At 57.5% G+C, this 17,359-nt stretch carries 17 protein-coding genes; 3 read left to right on the top strand and 14 right to left on the bottom strand.

The genetic code is table 11. From position 1 onward, the window contains the following. Positions 1–49: 49 nt before the first annotated feature. The 13 genes from QN219_RS30160 to QN219_RS30100 form a co-directional block, all read right to left on the bottom strand. Complete coding sequence (locus QN219_RS30160; RefSeq protein ID WP_284004102.1) at positions 50–679, bottom strand: 3-oxoacid CoA-transferase subunit B; 630 nt, start codon at positions 677–679, stop codon at positions 50–52. 18 nt (positions 680–697) lie between these two features. Continuing rightward, the gene (locus QN219_RS30155; protein ID WP_284004100.1) at positions 698–1,396 is read right to left on the bottom strand and encodes a CoA transferase subunit A; all 699 of its coding nucleotides are present in this window, start codon (positions 1,394–1,396) and stop codon (positions 698–700) included. Positions 1,397–1,411: 15 nt separating this feature from the next. After that, on the bottom strand, positions 1,412–2,329 hold the full coding sequence (locus tag QN219_RS30150; protein WP_284004099.1) for an NAD(P)-binding domain-containing protein: 918 nt from the start codon (positions 2,327–2,329) through the stop codon (positions 1,412–1,414). Positions 2,330–2,386: 57 nt separating this feature from the next. Further along, positions 2,387–4,150 carry a hydantoinase B/oxoprolinase family protein gene (locus QN219_RS30145; protein ID WP_284004098.1) on the bottom strand — a complete coding sequence of 588 codons (1,764 nt, stop codon included), beginning with the start codon at positions 4,148–4,150 and terminating at the stop codon, positions 2,387–2,389. After that, entirely contained in the window at positions 4,147–6,240 is a 2,094-nt protein-coding gene (locus QN219_RS30140) for a hydantoinase/oxoprolinase family protein (RefSeq protein WP_284004097.1), read from the bottom strand. The genes QN219_RS30145 and QN219_RS30140 overlap by 4 nt, the downstream gene beginning before the upstream one ends. 66 nt (positions 6,241–6,306) lie before the next feature. Further along, positions 6,307–6,759: an acyl-CoA thioesterase gene (locus tag QN219_RS30135; RefSeq protein WP_284004096.1), complete on the bottom strand. Its 453-nt coding sequence runs from the start codon at positions 6,757–6,759 to the stop codon at positions 6,307–6,309. A 3-nt stretch (positions 6,760–6,762) separates the two neighbouring features. Continuing rightward, complete coding sequence (locus tag QN219_RS30130; RefSeq protein ID WP_284004095.1) at positions 6,763–7,470, bottom strand: ABC transporter ATP-binding protein; 708 nt, start codon at positions 7,468–7,470, stop codon at positions 6,763–6,765. Beyond that, on the bottom strand, positions 7,463–8,221 hold the full coding sequence (locus tag QN219_RS30125; RefSeq protein ID WP_284004094.1) for an ABC transporter ATP-binding protein: 759 nt from the start codon (positions 8,219–8,221) through the stop codon (positions 7,463–7,465). Before QN219_RS30125 ends, QN219_RS30130 begins: the two co-directional genes overlap by 8 nt. Beyond that, complete coding sequence (locus QN219_RS30120) at positions 8,214–9,197, bottom strand: branched-chain amino acid ABC transporter permease (RefSeq protein ID WP_284004093.1); 984 nt, start codon at positions 9,195–9,197, stop codon at positions 8,214–8,216. The genes QN219_RS30125 and QN219_RS30120 overlap by 8 nt, the downstream gene beginning before the upstream one ends. Continuing rightward, positions 9,197–10,060 (bottom strand): branched-chain amino acid ABC transporter permease, encoded by an 864-nt coding sequence (locus QN219_RS30115; protein WP_284004091.1) that lies wholly within the window; start codon positions 10,058–10,060, stop codon positions 9,197–9,199. The genes QN219_RS30120 and QN219_RS30115 overlap by 1 nt, the downstream gene beginning before the upstream one ends. A 74-nt stretch (positions 10,061–10,134) precedes the next feature. After that, positions 10,135–11,388, bottom strand: coding sequence for an ABC transporter substrate-binding protein (locus QN219_RS30110; RefSeq protein WP_284004090.1), 1,254 nt, complete (start codon positions 11,386–11,388; stop codon positions 10,135–10,137). A gap of 36 nt (positions 11,389–11,424) precedes the next feature. Further along, positions 11,425–12,201, bottom strand: a complete 777-nt coding sequence (locus tag QN219_RS30105) for an SDR family oxidoreductase (RefSeq protein ID WP_284004089.1) — start codon at positions 12,199–12,201, stop codon at positions 11,425–11,427. Continuing rightward, entirely contained in the window at positions 12,198–13,091 is an 894-nt protein-coding gene (locus tag QN219_RS30100) for a 3-keto-5-aminohexanoate cleavage protein (protein WP_284004087.1), read from the bottom strand. Before QN219_RS30100 ends, QN219_RS30105 begins: the two co-directional genes overlap by 4 nt. A gap of 416 nt (positions 13,092–13,507) precedes the next feature. Here QN219_RS30100 and QN219_RS30095 point away from each other — a divergent pair, with 416 nt between their 5' ends. Further along, complete coding sequence (locus QN219_RS30095; protein WP_284004084.1) at positions 13,508–14,212, top strand: GntR family transcriptional regulator; 705 nt, start codon at positions 13,508–13,510, stop codon at positions 14,210–14,212. A 995-nt stretch (positions 14,213–15,207) separates the two neighbouring features. On the opposite strand, the gene QN219_RS30090 is transcribed toward QN219_RS30095, so the two are convergent. After that, positions 15,208–15,588: a hypothetical protein gene (locus QN219_RS30090; RefSeq protein ID WP_284004083.1), complete on the bottom strand. Its 381-nt coding sequence runs from the start codon at positions 15,586–15,588 to the stop codon at positions 15,208–15,210. A gap of 147 nt (positions 15,589–15,735) precedes the next feature. Here QN219_RS30090 and QN219_RS30085 point away from each other — a divergent pair, with 147 nt between their 5' ends. Together QN219_RS30085 and tnpB are read left to right on the top strand one after the other, a co-directional pair. After that, positions 15,736–16,170, top strand: a complete 435-nt coding sequence (locus tag QN219_RS30085) for a hypothetical protein (protein WP_284004082.1) — start codon at positions 15,736–15,738, stop codon at positions 16,168–16,170. Between the two features lie 966 nt (positions 16,171–17,136). After that, positions 17,137–17,277 carry an IS66 family insertion sequence element accessory protein TnpB gene (gene tnpB, locus QN219_RS34340; protein WP_405052288.1) on the top strand — a complete coding sequence of 47 codons (141 nt, stop codon included), beginning with the start codon at positions 17,137–17,139 and terminating at the stop codon, positions 17,275–17,277. Positions 17,278–17,359 lie beyond the last annotated feature (82 nt).

The raw sequence follows: 17,359 nt of genomic DNA, 5'->3' as shown, positions 1-17,359 counted from the left end.
TCGAAGTCGGCCGAGGCCGTGGCCAATGTCCCGGCAAGGCTCCGTCAGGTCAGTTGACGATGGTCGCCTCGGTGGCGCTGCGGATCTCGCCGTCGGTAACGCCTTCGGCAAGCTCGACCAGCCTCAGTCCGCCATCGACGACGTCGAGCACACCAAGATTGGTGATGATCCGGTCGACGACGCTCTTACCCGTGAGCGGCAAGGTGCAGGCCTTCAGCACCTTGGACTCGCCGGCCTTGTTGGTGTGGTCCATGACGACCACGACACGCTTGACGCCGGCGACCAGATCCATCGCCCCGCCCATGCCCTTGACCAGCTTGCCGGGGATCATCCAGTTGGCGAGGTCGCCGTTCTCGGCCACCTCCATGGCGCCAAGGATCGCCATCGCGATCTTGCCACCGCGGATCATTGCAAAGCTCTGTGCCGAATCGAAGAAGGCCGAATGCGGCAACGCCGTCACCGTCTGCTTGCCGGCATTGATCAGGTCGGCGTCGATCTGGTCTTCAGCCGGGAACGGCCCGATGCCGAGCAGGCCGTTTTCCGACTGCAGCGTCACATGCACACCTTCAGGGATATAGTTTGCGACCAGCGTCGGCATGCCAATGCCGAGATTGACGTAGGTGCCGTCTTCGAGTTCGCGGGCAGCGCGCGCCGCCATCTGGTTCCTGTCCCAGGCCATCTTGTCTCTCCCCTGCCCTTAAGCCGCTGCGCGCGTGGTGCGCTGCTCGATGCGTTTCTCGTGCTCGCCCTGGATCAGGCGATGCACGTAGATGCCCGGCACGTGGATGTGGTCAGGGTCGAGGCTGCCGACCGGCACGATCTCCTCGACCTCGGCGACGCAGATCTTGCCGCAGGTCGCCGCCGGCGGGTTGAAGTTGCGCGCCGTCTTGCGAAAGATGAGATTGCCCGATGTGTCTGCCTTCCAGGCCTTGACGATCGACAGGTCCGCGACGATGGCGGTCTCGAGAACGTAGGTCTCGCCGTTGAAGCTCTTCACCTCCTTACCCTCAGCAACCACAGTGCCGACGCCGGTCTTGGTGTAGAAGCCGGCAATGCCCGCTCCGCCGGCCCGCATGCGCTCGGCGAGCGTTCCTTGTGGATTGAATTCGAGCTCGAGTTCGCCGCTCAGATACTGCCGCATGAACTCGGCGTTCTCGCCGACATAGGACGAGATCATCTTCCTGATCTGCTTCGTCTTCAGCAGCACGCCGAGGCCGAAGTCGTCGACGCCGCAATTGTTCGATGCGATCGTCAGGTCCTTTGTGCCCGCCTCGCGAACGGCGTCGATCAACAGTTCCGGTATGCCGCAAAGGCCAAAGCCGCCAGCCGCGATGAACATGCCGTCGAACAGCAAGCCCCCAAGGGCAGACCTTGGATTGTCGTGAATCTTATTCATAATACTCCACATTTTTTAAATTTGTTGCCAAGCGCAGCTTATGCGCCCCGGGTCCTCAGCCATGATTTCAAAGAGAGCGGGAAGCTGCTTCTGACGGTATCCCTTTGCTTTCGCCTCATCGAAAAGACCGCCGACAAGCTGGATCAAATCCGACCTCATCTCGAGAGAGTCCGCTTGTTCGGAAACAAGTTTGAAGGCAGCAGCGTGAACGTCGATCGTTGCTGCGGGAGCACTGTAATCGCGCTTTATAATGGCATCTCCAGACCGCTTGGTCGTGCGGTTACGGATATGCTCTCCATTGTCGATTATCTCGACGATAACGTCTAGCGGCAGTCCCCCCGCAGAACAGAGGGCAAGGGCCTGGAAATAGGCAAGCCATGAGCCATAGATGTAAGCAAACCGCGCGAGCTCAAGATTGGGAGCGGCGCCGTAACTCTCTGAGATAAACATAGGCTTTTTGCCAAGCGCGCGCAGGACCGGCTCGCAGTGAGCGTAAACGCTCTGCGCGCCCGAGTAGGCGATGATGCAATCCCCATCCCTCACGCGCTGAGGCAGGCCCATGATCGCGCCATCCAAATAGAGGATGTCCTTCAGCTGACATAAGGCGGCCATTTTTTGAGATTCGCTACGAGTGATCGTCGTAAGCTGAACGAGGATCTTTGCTCGCAGAGCTTCGCTCGAGCTATCGACGAACAGCAGCTTTTCAGTCGTTGCGTGATCTGAAAGGCAGACAACAATAATCTCAGAGCGCTCAATGATTTCGTTCAAATCCGCTGAAGCGAACGCATTCAAAGTAGCAAGCGGCGCCAGTTTCTCAGGTGTCCGATTCCAGACACTGACGTTGAACCCCTCTGCAAGCAGGCTTTCCGCCAAGGCGCTTCCCATGCTTCCCGCACCTATTACAGCAACGTGGCGTACGCTATCCATTTTCATGAATTCAACCTCTAGCGACGTTGCCGGCGCAGACCGGCAACGTCGCATTCTTAGGCGTTAATGGGACACGTTCCGAAGTTCGCTGGTTCTTTTGGCGTCGACCACGCTGTCGATGATCGCCACCTTGTAGACGTCACGCGCCCGCTCGGGGGAAATCCAGCCCTCTGCCACATCCTTCAAGACGAGATCGACATCACGCTCGACGGGATTTCCGTATCCGCCGCCACCGCAGGCTATGCCGATCATGTTTTCGCCGGCCTTTAAGGTGATATTGGAGACCTTGTCGATCGGCGTAACCTCACCCTGCAGGTTTCGTACAAACTGACCCGCACCGTGCGACGAACCGCCGCCGCGGACACCCCGCGGAGGATTGTCCGTACCGTCGCTTGCGAAGATGAAGGTCATGTCCGCACCAATGGGACCGTATTCGACCCGGATTGCTGGTGCTCCCCGGAAGCGGCCTGCTCCCTCGGTGTCCGGCAGAAGCCTTCTTTCTCGTACAACGAGGGGGTGGAAGAGCTCCGACAGTTCGACACCGTCAATGTTGCAGATACCCGCACATCCAACATTCAGCACGATCAGCCAGCTGTCCGAGTAGGCACCCGCTGCCCCGGACGTGTGTCCAAGGAAAACCATGTTGACATAAGGCTTGCCGTCACGAGGATCGATACCCGAAACCGTGCTGGTGGTCGGGCACAGGCTGTATCCGACTTCGGCCATCCCGGCGCCTTCAGAAATCTCGGCGATCGCCATCTGAACGCAGTTTCCCGCCCGGTCGGCGAGATTCGTTGTGGCGAGCGAGCAACTGGTAGGGTGGCGAGGGATCCCGACAACACAGTTTTCGCGAAGGTGAACCCTGATCCTGCGGAAACTCCCGAAATTCTTCGGTACGGAACCATCGATCGAGTTGAACACCCCGATCATGCCAGCAGTTCGCGACGTTGCTTCGGTAAGATTGAGCCCGCTTGGCAATGCATCGGGGCAGTCCCGGAAGTCGATGTCGATCATCGCAGCCTCTGCATCGACCGTCACTTTGGCCGTGACCGTCACACCGTCAGGCCCGGTGCCTGGAAACGCATCATGCTGGGACCGCATAATGGTGGAGCCGCTCTTCAGCTTTCCGATCGCATCGACCATTCGCTTTTCGGAATAGTCGAACCATTGTGCGACAAATGCAGAGAGTTTATCCCAACCGATTTCCTTTCCGAGTTGAAGTAGCTCGGTTTCGCCGATGCGGGCTGCGCCGATCGTCGCCAGAAGATCGCCATACCATTGATTGGGCACCCGAATGCGTGCGCGGCACATTCGAATAATATCTTCGATGTCCTGATAATCGCGCTGAATCTGCACGCATGGGAAGATCAGAGCGCCCTCTTCGTAGACATCCTTCGCTGTTGCCACCATCGTCGATGGAACCGCATTGCCTATGTCTGCCTGGTGCGCCTTCGTCACGATCGTGAAGCGGTGGATCCCCTCATCATCGATGACCGGGATGATGAAGCCGTGGTCCGCCGCATGGGAGTTTCCGTGATACGGTGAATTATGGATAAAGGCATCTCCCGCTTTAAGCTTCGGATGAAACTCCAGCATGGATTTCGCCATCAAGTCCGGACCCGAAAGGGTATGGATCGGGATGGCGTCTGCTGAGTACAGAAGCTTGCAATCAGCGGTCAGAATGCAGGTGGAGAAGTCGCGTGCGCGGTTCAACACCCCGGAACGCCCGGTCCGCAGGATGGTGCTAGCCATCTTTCGGTTAATACCGCCGATCCTGTTGAACAAGATCGACATCTGCGCGGCTGAAATATTGGCTGACGAGGTCATTGCGCTTTCTCCATGCTGGAGCCGATCGCGCCAGCTTTAACGAGTACACTGCCCGCACCCGTCAGGCTGAAGGATGAGGTGGGATCGATCACAATCGTGGTGAACGGGGATTCGTAGATAGCCGGCCCGCGATATTCTTCGCCGACCCGCATGCTGGAGGACGAGACGATCGCCGTCTCGATGGTGCCGTAGCCGCTGAAGTAGCATTGCCTATGACTGGGACGGTCGCCCGTCGAACGGTTGGAAAGGCGACCGAGTGCCGCGTCGCGGAATCGGCAACGAACTCTCGCGATCCACGTGATGAATTCGACGGGCGAATTCTCGTCATGGAAAGTGAAAATATCACGATGTTTTGCGTGGAACGCCTCGATCAGGGCATCGACGTCGGCGTCCGTAACAAAAGCGGCCTTCGGCAGCGGAAGTTCAACTTCCCAGACCTGCTTTTCGTAGCGTGCTTCGACGAAATAGTGGATCGTGGTTTCGAGCGCGCCCTTGCCGGCGCCGGAAGCGAATTGATCGCACTTCGCCTTAAGATCGTTGATGATGCCATTCACCTTCTCGCGGTCGAAACGATCGGAGATGGTGTAACCGGTCAGTTGGTGGTCAGCTGCCAGATCGGACATCAACGCACCCGCGGCACTCAAGGTCGCGCTCGTCTCGGGGTACAACAAGTCGAGGCAGTTGAGCCTCTTTGCGATGAAGACGGAATTCAGGCCGGCTGCACCGCCGCCGCCAATCAGAGTGGCTTCGGAGGGATCGATTCCTTGATTGACGGTGATTTCCTCGATCGCCTGGACCATGTTCTCGGTCGCGATGTCGACGATGGCAGCAGCAGCTTCCTCAATCGTTACGCCGAGTGGGCGCGCCACAGCCTGTTCGACGGCGGCACGGGACAGAGAAGCGTCGATCTTCATGCGGCCGCCGAGGAAGTAAGACGGGTCGATGTATCCAAGAACGACGCATGCGTCGGTGAAAGTGGGCTCGGTGTTGCCATTTCCAAAGCAGGCGGGGCCAGGCATGGCGCCCGCACTCTTCGGGCCGACGTGCAGCATTCCGCCTTCGTCGATCCGAGCGATACTGCCACCACCCGCGCCAATGCTGCGGACATCAACCGAGGAGAAACCCGTGTTGTGGCCGATATAGGGCTCACCGATCCACATGTCGCGGGTCGTGGGAATGGCGCCGTGACGCACGAGGCTGACGTCGTATGTCGTCCCGCCTGTATCACTGATGATCGCGGTCGAATTGCCCGTATCGAGAACCGAAAAGTGCCGACCACCAACCGGAGCGGTCGACGGACCAGAGTTCAGGGAATGGATCGGCGTCTTAGCCAGTTCGTGAGAGTCGATCATCCCTGCTTGCGAGGTAAGAACGAGCAGACGGCCGTCAAATCCGGATTCGCGCAACCTCGTTTCAAGGCGGCCGAGGTATTTGCCCATTAGAGGCTTCAGCGAAGCGTCCATGCAGGTCGACGATGCACGTCTGAATTCACGCATCGACGGGTTGAGCTGGTGCGACAACGTTACAGCTACATCTGGGAGATGCTCGGCAAGGAACTGGCCAACGCGAATTTCATGGGCGGGATTGACGATCGACCAGAGAAGGCAGACGCCGACGGCTTCCACGTTTTGTCTCTTGAGCTCGTCGATAATCGCCATCACCGCAACATCGTCGAGCGGGGTATCTTCCGAACCGTCGCTGAGCAGTCGGCCTGGGACTTCGAACGTCAAGGAACGCGGAACATAGGGCTCAGGATAGCTGATATGGTCCGGAAATGCGCTTGAGCGACCGCCCTCACGAAGTAGCAGAATCTCAGGGTGACCGAGCGATGTCAGGAACGCGGTCTTGGCGGTGTTGCCGGTGATGATGGCATTGATCGAATGCGTCGTGCCGTGGATAAATGTTCCGCAGGTGGCGAGGAACTCGGAGAGGGTCTGACCGAAATCCGCAGCCGCCAGCGACAGGACATCGAGAATCCCCTGAGCGGGATCCGACGGGACCGTCGACGATTTGAACATTCTGAGCGATCCGTCATCGCCCTCAACCATCAGGTCCGTGAATGTTCCCCCAGTGTCACAAGCTAATCTCATTTTGACTCCCCTTAGTATCTCTGTTTTATGAAGCGGGTTGCGGTCGGCGCGCTTGAGTTGCGCTTGTCACGACGCCGAAGGTCTGATCTCCAGGCGAGATGCGAAACGCATTTCGGCGGCGTTCCTCACCGCATCCAGGACCGGAAGTGAGGCTCTCGCCCGCAAATCGAACTGCACGGTCGTTGCCTGCAATCTGGCAGTCACTTCGCCGGTGCCTTCGACAACAATCTCATGGACGGAGCCGATCGAACTGCGGCCGATCTTGACGACCGCGCTTCTGACGAAGAGTGGCCAGCCAGACTTCACCTCTTTGAGATAGCTGATCTGGTGAGACACATCGGCCCAGCCGACCATGTTCGTCTCGAGATCGTCGACGGTATATCCGAGCCGAAAGAACAGCTGGAAGATCGCGATGTCGAAAACCCGCATATATCCTGCCGTATTCAAATGGTTCTGGGAGTCGCAGTCGGCCGGGTAGACCATTGTCCGCGCCGTCTCGATCCAGGTGTCATCGGTCATTGCTTATTGTCCAAGGTATGCTGCGGCGACCGCAGGATTGTTGATCAAACCCGAAGAAGGTCCGGAAAGCGTGATCGATCCGAGTTCCATCACGTAAGCATTCGTCGAGATTTCCAGGGCGAGCATGGCATTCTGCTCAACGAGGAGGACACCCGCCCCTGTCTCCTTGCAGATCTGAACGATCGACTGCATGAGATGCGCTTCGATGAGTGGAGCAAGCCCGATCGAGGGTTCATCGAGAACGTAAAGTTTCGGGTCAGACATCATCGCTCGAGCGAACGCCAACATCTGCTGCTCGCCCCCGCTCAATTGCCTCGCCTTCAACGCGCGCTTTCGCGCCAGAACAGGAAAGATCTCGTAAGCGCGATCCATGTCGCGGCTGATTGTGCGCTTGTCGGTTCGAAGGTGCGCTCCGAGAAGCAGATTTTCCTGTATGGTCATTCGCGGGAAGAGCTCACGTCCTTCCGGAACCTGGGCCACACCGGCCGCGACAATGGCCGCCGGGTTGGCAGCTGTCAGGTCAACACCGTTGAAGGTTATGGTTCCGGTTGACGGCGTGATCAGCCCCGATATCGCGCCTAGCAATGACGTCTTGCCGGCGCCGTTGCTCCCGATAAGAGCGGTGATGGCGCCCGCGCCGACATCGATCGAGACCTTATCGACCGCCTTGATCCCGGAATAGTCGACGGAGAGATTGCGAACCTCAAGCATCTTTCCCTCCCCGGCTTCCAAGATAAGCCTCGATCACCGCGCTGTTAGTGACGATGTCAGAGGGTGGCCCCTCGGCAATTTTCTTTCCGAAGTTGATGACAGTCATGTGCGAACAGAGGCTGAGAACGGTCTTCATGTCATGCTCGACCAGCAGGATCGTGATGCCGCTCTTGTTGATTTCACGAATTGACGCCGCCAGCCCTGCCTTCTCCGTTGCATTCAGACCTGCGAGAGGCTCGTCCAGAAGGAGAAGCTTTGGCTTTGCAACAAAGGCGGACGCGACGGAAAGTGTCCGCTGCATTCCACTTGGGAGGATGCCTGCGGTCTGGTTTGCAACATGACCAAGCTTCATGATCTCGAGCACGCGGTCGACATCTCCCTCGATTTCCTTTGATCCCGGGTTGTTGAGAAACCCGGCTGGAGCCCAGGGAGGAGAAAGACGCGCGATGGCAGCCATACGGATGTTTTCGCGAACCGTTGCCTCAGAATAGACTTTAATGAGCTGAAAGGTTCTAACGACTCCAGCGCGTGAGACGACATGCGGCCTCAGGCCGGAAATTCGCGTCCCTTCAAAGTTGATGCTTCCGGTGGTCGGCTTCAGGAACCCACTGATCAGGTTCATCATCGTCGACTTTCCGGATCCGTTTGGACCGATCAATCCGTGTATGTGCCCCCTCGAAACCTTGGTTGAGACGCTCTCGATTGCGGTAAGGTTGCCAAAGCGACGGGTAACATTTTCCAGTTCAAGCATTGGAAACCTCCTTTTTCCAGCGCCGTCTCAAAGGGAAGGATTGGATTCTGGATTCGATGCCGCCGGGCGCGACAAGGAGGGCGAAGATAACGCACACGCCCCATATCAAAGGCACGACCTGGGGTACGCCACGAAAGAGCTGCTCGATGCCCGTCAAGAAGATGAGACCTGCGATAGGTCCGATGCAGCTGCTCACGCCGCCGACGATTGCGGAAGCGACAATCTTGAACATCAAGGTTGAGCTGAAATCGGCAGGCGAAACGATACCGTTGTAGCTCGCCATGAACCCTCCGGCGATCCCGGCGAGCGCCGATCCCATGACGAACACGAGACTCCTATAACCCCAGGCGTTGATCCCGAGAGAAACGGACAGTTCCTCGTTCCGGCCGACAGCCTGAACGGTCTTTCCGACCCGAGACCGCTCGAATGCGAGGAGTGCAAGAATTACGATCGCCAACACAGTCAGAAGCAGGAAGTGGAAGCTTGTCACGTCTTCGAAGCCCTGGGGCCGTTTGATAAACGCGATCCCGCTGGTGCCACCCGTTATTTCGCGAAACTGGATAAAGCTCTGGCGAAGAGCCTCGCCCGCAGCGAACGTCGCAAGGAAGAAGTAATACTCGCGCGTTCGAAGAACCGGATAACTGATCACTACCCCGAAGATCAGGGCGATAAAACCGCCGATCACAATCGTGACGCCGATCGGAAGATTGTACGGCGCCTGGGAAAGGAGCGCGACAGAATACCCACCGAGGCCCATCGTTGCCACATGTGCAAACGACCATCCGCCCATCAGCGTAATGAGTCGGTAGCTAACAACCAGAAGGCAGTTGAGAAGGAAGATGACAGTCACATCCTTCCAGTAGGAGGTTACAAGTGCCGGCAGAACTGCCAACCCCACCATCAGACAACTCAATATTGCCAGCTGCGTCGCCACCGGGATGGATGGAGAAGCAACTTTTGCGACCGATCCGCTCATCAGTCGTTCTCCCCGAAAAGACCCTGGGGCCGAATTGACAGAACGATCAGCATGATGAGTGCGCTAAACATTGCGAGAAACCTGCCGAAGCCTGCCACGGACACCAACGTGTCAAAGATGCCGAACATCAAGGCTGCTGCGACCGCGCCCCAAATTGAACCGATCCCACCGACGATGATGATAATGAATGCCTTCCAGAGAGCGTCGACTCCCATGAAAGGATTAACGCCCGCCACGGGTGCCATGACGACACCTGCGGTTCCCGCCATGACGGCACCTATTACCACCGCCAATGATCCGACGAGCTTAATGTTGACGCCCTGAAGCAAAGCGCCTCTTTTGTTTTGAGCGACGGCCCGCATTGCTCGACCGAGTCGAGAGCGCTCCATGAACAGCCAAAGGGCAACGATCATGATCGCGGCAACCACCATAACCAGCACGCGCTGATAGGGCATGATCGCTCCCCCGAAGAACAGGACTCCTGGGACCGGCGGCTTGACGATTTGGCCAACGGCGCCGAAGACTTGGACGACGCAGACTTGCAGAATGTAGGAGAGCGAGAGCGTGGCCACATAGATACCAAGAGGCCGATCGGCGAGTGGCCGTATGATTGCTGCGTTGGCAAGAAGACCCATCGCTGCGAGCACCAAAGCGGCTATACCGGCACTCACTGCGTAGCCGACAATGCTGCCGGTGACCGGTGAGATGACAGCCAATGTCGCCCAAGCTGTGTACGCACCGACCATGTAGAAGTCGCCGTGTGCGAAATTAACGACCCGCATCACTCCAAAAACGAGTGCCAATCCAAGGGAAAAACAGACGTAGAATGAGGTCAACGATAGGATATTCAACGTGATTTGCATGACGCGCTCACCTCGGAAAAGCCACAGGGGGTGGTTCTTGCGCCGTGCGCAAGAACCCTTTCGATGAGACTTGCTTAGTCCTTCGTCACTTCACCGGTCGATTGAAGTACGGGCAGCGCGGCCGCTTTGTTCTTCTTCCACCAGGCAGCCGTGTCGACCGTGTCATCCCGTTTGATCGCTTTGCCAGTTTCATCGATCTGGTAGATCGGCATTGGCGTGGTCAGCAGATTATCGACACCGTAAATATCCATTCCGCCCCACGGCGAGGTTCCGAAAATCGGATGTTCAACAGATGGACCGCTTTTCAGAGCAGCGAGAACAGATGCTCCATCCGGAGACTTCGCAGCCTTGATCCCCGGTTCAAACGTTGTCATCGATGCGTAAGCCATCGACGTCAAATAGGTCCAGTCGGCCTCACCGTACTTCTTGGCATATTCGGAGAAGAGAGCATCGAGACGCTCGTTCTGGCCCTTTAGCTGGGCATCGATCGCGTAAGCGCTGAAGAAGCGGTTGGCAATATCTTCGGGCGCGAGGCGTTCCAGCAGGAACTTCAAAGACCACCCTTCGCTGGCAAAAAGTCCTCTGTAGCCAAGCTGTTGCATCGCTTCGACCATCAGAGCCTGTTGACCCGGGGGGAACCCGAGTTCAAGGACCAGGTCTGGCTGGGCGGCGGCGACAGGCGTTACAACACCCATGATGTCGTTCGACATCGCCATGTCGTATGGAGTCTCGTAGACTATCTCGACGTGGTCGCTGTACGGCGCCAAGCCGGCCTTGAAGTACGCCGCAGCGGTATGGCCGTAAGAAGCATCCGGCACCAGGATTGCAACCTTTCTGACCTCGGGATGATGTTCGACGACTTGTGCCGCGACATGCATGTAGTTTGCTGGTGCTCCAGTGATTGCACCGATGAGATACGGAAACTGCTTACTCAGATAGCCCCCACCATAGGTTATGGTGAGAACCTTGTTTTCGGTCACGAAGGAGGCAATTGCTTTGCGGGCCGCGGGCGTCCACGTCTGGAGAAGAAACTGGACGCCGTCGTCCTGCACGGCGCGACGGGCAGAAGCAAGCTCATCACCTGGCGTGTAGCAATTGTTGTCGTATGCATGAACTTCGACTGTATGTTGCTTGCCGATCGCATCGGCGATGCCACCTGCCTTGTTCAACTCGTCGGCCCACATCTCAACGCCACGCGTGATCGGGATGCCGTACTGAGCACACGGTCCCGATTGGGGCGTGATCACGCCGACTTTGATTGCGTCGGCGTGCGCGAATGTGGTTGTGGCCAGAGCGGCTGCTGCCGCAAGAGTATGTCGCTTTATCATTCTGGTAGTTCCCCTTTGCTTGAGTTGGAGTGGTGTCTAGCGGATGACCTCCGTATTTCCGCAGATGCCGAGTGACTGGCCCGAAATCGAGCGTCCGGACGGCGAGCATACGAAGGCAATAAGGTCGGCGATCTCCTCAGGGTCGATCATCTTGTGCATGGAGATATTCTTGAGCTCGTCGGCCCAGGCAGCCTCTTCGGAAATGCCCAAGAGCTTCGCACGCTCGGCAATGACGCGGTTCATGCGGTCACCGTTCACCGATCCCGGCAGAATCGAGTTCACCCGGATGTTGAACTCACCAAGTTCCATGGCGAGGGACTCGGTAAAGCCGATCACACCCCATTTGGCGGCCGCATATGGTGTGCGGTACGGAAACCCTAGGCGTCCAGCGGCGGATGATAGATTGATGATGCTCCCGGATTTCTGGCGCTTGAGGTGAGGGATCACGGTCCGGCAGAAATAGAACTGCGCATTGAGGTTAACGACGACGGTTTCGTCCCACTGCGCCGGTGCGATATCCTCGACGTTCTTCGTCGGTCCGGCGATGCCAGCGTTGTTGACCAGAATGTCAACGCCCTGAAGCGTCGCGATCATTTCTTCGGAAACTGCCGTGACGGCGGCGGCGTCGCGCACGTCGCACTGGTAGGCCGCGATCTCAGGGTTTTCCTGGCGGAAAGACTGAAGCGCAGCTTCACTGATGTCGCAGATCGCGACTTTCGCCCCGACTGAATGGAGCGTACGGGCGACTACACGCCCGATCCCGCTCGCTCCTGCAGAAACGATTGCACGTTGGTTGACGAGGCTGACCATCATGCACCTGCCTTGAGGCCGAGGAGGTCGCGGGCGGCACTGGAGCTCATCACCTTAGAGCCCACAGCTTCGATGATCGTCTTGGCACGATCCACGAGAGCAACGTTGGTGGCAAGTTCACCCTTCTTCAACCAGATATTGTCTTCAAGGCCGACACGGACGTTGCCACCAAGCAAGACAGCCTGGGCCACCATCGGAAGCTGCATCCGGCCAACGCCAAAGGCAGACCAGACGACATTCTTTCCTTGAGCCATATCCGCGAACGCCTTCATCGCGGTCGTCGTGGCTGGGGCGCCGTAATTCACTCCCAAGCAGAACTGCACCATGGCGCTTCCCTCAAAATATCCCTTATCCAGGAGTTCGAGCGCAAAGCTCATGTGGCCAAGATCAAATACTTCGAGCTCCGGCTTCACGCCCGTAGCGCGGATCATTTCCGCGCCTTGGCGGATCTGCTCTGAGGTGCTGATGTAAACGAGATTGCCAGGGCCAACGTTGTAGCTGCCGCAATCCAGCGTACAAATATCGGGCCTAAGAGCATCGACATGCACCAAGCGCTCTTTCTGGGAAACGAGATCGCTTTCCTCAGTGACGAATGCGTACGGGTCGTCCTTGCCGAAGGTCAGATCCCCTCCCATGCCGGCAGTGGTGTTAATGATGATGTCTTTGTTCGTTTCACGAACGAGCTCGATGACGGTTTTGTAGAGGTCGGTACGGCGGCTGCCGACGCCTGTCTCAGGATCACGCACGTGGATGTGTGCAATTGCTGCACCGGCCTCTGCCACTGCAAGGACGTCCTTTGCGATCGCCTCCGGCGTGATCGGAACGTTCGGGTTCTTTTTAAAGTTTTCACCCGCTCCCGTAACAGCACATGTGATGAAGACGTCGTTGTTCATACGCTAGTTCTCCGAGCTGCGGGACCTGCGCAAGCGTCCGCATCCAATCGACGGTTTCGCTTCCCGTCGTGGATAAGCACGGACCAACTCAGAGAGCTGGCACGAAATCGGGCGATAAGGCTGTTCCCATTCATTGATCTTTGATCAAGAAAACAGTAGCTCAACTCGATTGTTTGTCAACGAAATTTTAAAAAAACGCACGAGACGATTGTCAGAAGGCTTCTATGTAACTGATTTCAATTATTTCTTTTCGAACTAAGCAGTGTCGCAATTCTTTCATGAAACAGGAACACCAGCCATATTCGATTGCCAGCATCTTGACATTTGATCAACAATTGGCTGTTGATTTCATCTCCACAAGCTATTGATGCCGCCGTCCGCGACACTATAGGGTTCGGCGCGCCATTTAGGTAAGGATGTTCGCCATCACTAAGTTCAAAGTTCCCCCACTCCGAGAGGTCTCTCCCAGTTCGACGCTCGACCATGTTTACTCGGAGTTGAAGCATGCGGTTATGGCTGGAGAGTTTCAGCCCGGGCAGCCAATGAGGCTAGAGGAGCTTGCGACGGCTTTTGGAACCAGTCACATGCCGGTTCGCGAAGCTCTGAACAGGCTCGTGGTCGCAGGTGCTCTCGAACAGGCGCCACGGCGCTCCGTTCGCATTCCCCGGTTGACAGAAAAGCAGATTCACGACCTTTTGGCGGTCCGCTTGGTCAATGAAGGCCAGGCGGTCGAGTGGGCAGCGAAATTCTGCACATCGGCTGACATTGCAAAACTTGCGACGCTGAACTCGAAGCTGGACGAACTTGAGAACTCTGAAGAGTTCGACGTGCGGCAGTACTTGAAGTTCAATCAGTCGTTCCATTTCACGCTCTATGCTCTGTCTCAGAACGAAATTCTTTTGAAAACTATCGAAATTCTCTGGCTTCAGAGCGGCCCCCTCCTCCATTTGCTTACAGCGGGAATGTCGTTGCAACATGGACATAAACGCCATTCCGAGGTCGTCGCGTGTCTTGCGGCAGGTGACGGCGTTGGCGCAAGCGAGGCGTTAAAAAACGACATTCGGGAAGCCTATGCGAAGATGTTGACTATCATCGAGAAAGGCTGGCCAGAGCGAACCTGAAACGGTGTGGTGGCTTCGGCGAGGTGGGGCGGCTGGCAGTAAAATGATGACTGACCCCACGGGTCCGCCATCTCCTTTATACGGCTCTCAAAAACTTGCACGCCGCAGACGCAACCGCGTCTTCGCCGAATTGCCCGCCCGAGAAGATTTAGTTCGCTCCCGGGGGCAATAAGCCCCTGGGTGCGCCCGCCCAAGGGCAGGCCAATGTCCGACAACATCTGTAGCCCTCCCTGACGGACCTGACGAACTCTCCAGCTCCCGGTGTTGCGTTGGTACCTCTGGCTCAATCATGGTGGGAAAAAATAGCGGAGATCGAAAAAGCCACGAGGCCCTGGTAGGCGGGCAGTTTGGGACGCCAATTTGAAGAGTCCGGTCCATGTAAAGAGCCCGGACCTTGATACGATGGTGCATCTCATGCGCGTTCCTAGCAACCTGCCCCGGCCGGGTCCGACCCGCGCCGCGCCAAGGCTAAGAGAGCCCCCGTCGCGGCCCCTCCCCTCGCGCTCTCCTCCCACCCGCGAAAATCAGTCGAAAATCTCGATGACGTCGTAGCTCTTCACAAACGCGCCCATTCCATCATTGAGCAGCGCCAGGATGCTTTCCTTCGAGATCGGAAGGGTTTCGATCTTCTCGAGTTGCATCAGTGACCACTCCTCATTCTCCTCGCTCTCGACATTTTCGCGGAGCTCATAAATCGCCTCACGCGCGCCTATCTTCGTCGCAAAAGAAAAAATCGGGAATACCTGTATAGGCCCAGCGATCGTCACGGCCTTCGTCGACACGTGCGTAAGTGTAAAAAGGTGAACGATTCGCCTTGGGATATGCCTTACCTCCAAATGGTTTCGGGGACGTTTGGTAGCTGTTTCGCTGGATATGGCCTGCGCCAGCCAGACCGCTACTCGCAAAAGCGTTGGTGCCCGATCAATCGTAGGAATCGACAATGTCAGGGCGGGAAGCCTTCCCTCTCACGCTTCTCCTCCCGCGGACTTACAGGATCAATAGAACCCGCCCGCCCCGTTCATGAGAGTCCCGACAATTGCAAGCGCCGGGCCAATAATATTGACGGCAAGCGCATCCTTTTCTGTTTCTTCGGCTTCCTTATTTTCGGCCGAGCTCGCCGTAAACGGCGCTCCACCGATAATGTGCTTCTTCGCAAGCCATGATTTGTAGCCTCCGGCACGAAGTACAGGCCGGGCGATCGTAAACACGCCCAGGCATGCCATCACCGCCCCATACAGGGCTAACGTGGCGGTGGTGATTGGCGACAGGCCGATCCATAGCCGCACAACGGAGAACGGAACCACGAACGCACCCCATAGCCAGAGACCAGCCCACGGATCAAATGCCCACTTTCCCTTGCCTTCGAATCGACCCAAGAATGACACCCTGCTTCCCTTTCCTCAATTTATGCGCGCACTCGTCTACACACGGCCTTTTAAAAAGTTGTCAGTCTGGTCCGTCGCATTTTACAAATTGAAAATGTTCGCCTTTGTTGCGGCCCAATCAGGTAAGGAGAGTCCGACTTGGACGTGATGACCAAGAGCGCCGCAGCCGACCGGATCCGCGAGATCCTGACCGCCATCAAGCCGCTGGCCGCCGAGTACTACCGGCTGACCGGCGAGCCCCTTGGGGTCACCGGCGAAGTCGCCGAAGCGGTTGCAGCCGACGTCCTGGGTCTCGAGCTGGCTCCTGCCCGCACGGCGGCCACGATGCGATCCTCTTTGCCCCCGATGGGAGCGAGGAGCGTATCCAGATCAAGGGACGCGCCTTCGGTGCGGACGCGAAGCCCGGGCAGCGGCTCGGGCGGATTAAGCAGGCAACCGCATGCGACACGGTCCTGCTGGTGTTGCTCGACAACGCCACACTGGATCTTCGCGAAATGTGGAAAGCCCCCGACGCGGCCGTCGCGGAGCGACTTGCAAAACCGCGATCGAAAGCCCGTGAGCGCGGCGCGTTGAGTGTGCCGGAGTTCAAGCGTCTTGCCGTCAAGGTATGGCCCACCGACTGAGATCGTCTCCGCGGCAGTATCGCCTTATAAGCTCTACTCCTTCATGAGAGCTGCTATGCGGAATTGCTGTTTGCTGTTTCGCGGTTTCGCCCGTGTCCGCCAGAACCACGCGGCCGGCACGTCGGGGTATGTGTCCGGTCTCTGCCGCCGGCAATCCGCTGCCCACTCCATTCGCTGGCGCTCCCGCGTTGCGGTTGCCTGCCGCCACCAGGAGTTCAGATGCGGCGTCCGTTGAAATTCCCCGACCGGCCGCGATACCGGCGCGCAACACGATCCTATTGGGGCGACTGAATCACCTTGATGCAGCGCCTCCCGGGCGGGTCGGTGGATTTCATCCTGACCGATCCCCCGTACCCGGTCCGTTACCGCGACCGTTCCGGCCGCACCGTGGCCAACGCGCCGACGCCTCCTGGCTCGTGCCAGCTTACCGGAGATGACAGTACCCGGGTTACTGAGGCTATCAGGGGCATTCTGGTCTGTGACCCGCATAATGCGGCCGACAAACTGCACGAACGGTGACAGGTTCCCGAAGGCGCTGAACACAGCGGCGACAGCCAGCTTTGGATGGTCAAAGCCTCCGCCGAGTTTTCTCACCTACACGATGACGTCGAGTTGGTCTGCCTCAAGCCCTTGCATGACACGCTGGTTTTGGCCGTCGTCACGGGAGTGAACGAAGTCGGCCCTGCGATTGCGTAAGCCTCTACGATCTGATGAGAATGCGGGAAGTTCAAAGCAGACGCTATGATCTTTATTCCGATCGGCGTGTTAGACGAGGCGAGCGCCCCGGCATCATCGAAATGGACCTTGCCGATGGTGTTCGCGTTCGAGTTGACGCCTTCGTTAACGAGAACGCCTTGCGGCGTGTTCTTGCAGCGCTGAGTGAGGCGTCGCGATCCAGATTGCCGCTGGGACGAAAGTGTACAAGGCTTGCCGGCCGGTCGATCTGCGCCGTGGGTTCGATGGTCTGTCGGCGGAGGTCGTCAATACGTTGAATGGCGATCCCTGTAGCGGCCATCTCTTCCTGTTTCGGGCGAAAAGAGCACAGTGCGCTTCATAATGCATCCCTCCATCAGATTCCGGGCAACCGCACGACTTTATCGTATTGATAATCTTCATAAAACTTGGGGCGTCGATCGACG

The sequence above is a fragment of the Sinorhizobium sp. 8-89 genome (genome assembly GCF_030124325.1).
GTDB lineage: Bacteria > Pseudomonadota > Alphaproteobacteria > Rhizobiales > Rhizobiaceae > Sinorhizobium.
This window is presented reverse-complemented; position numbering and strand designations above follow the sequence as displayed.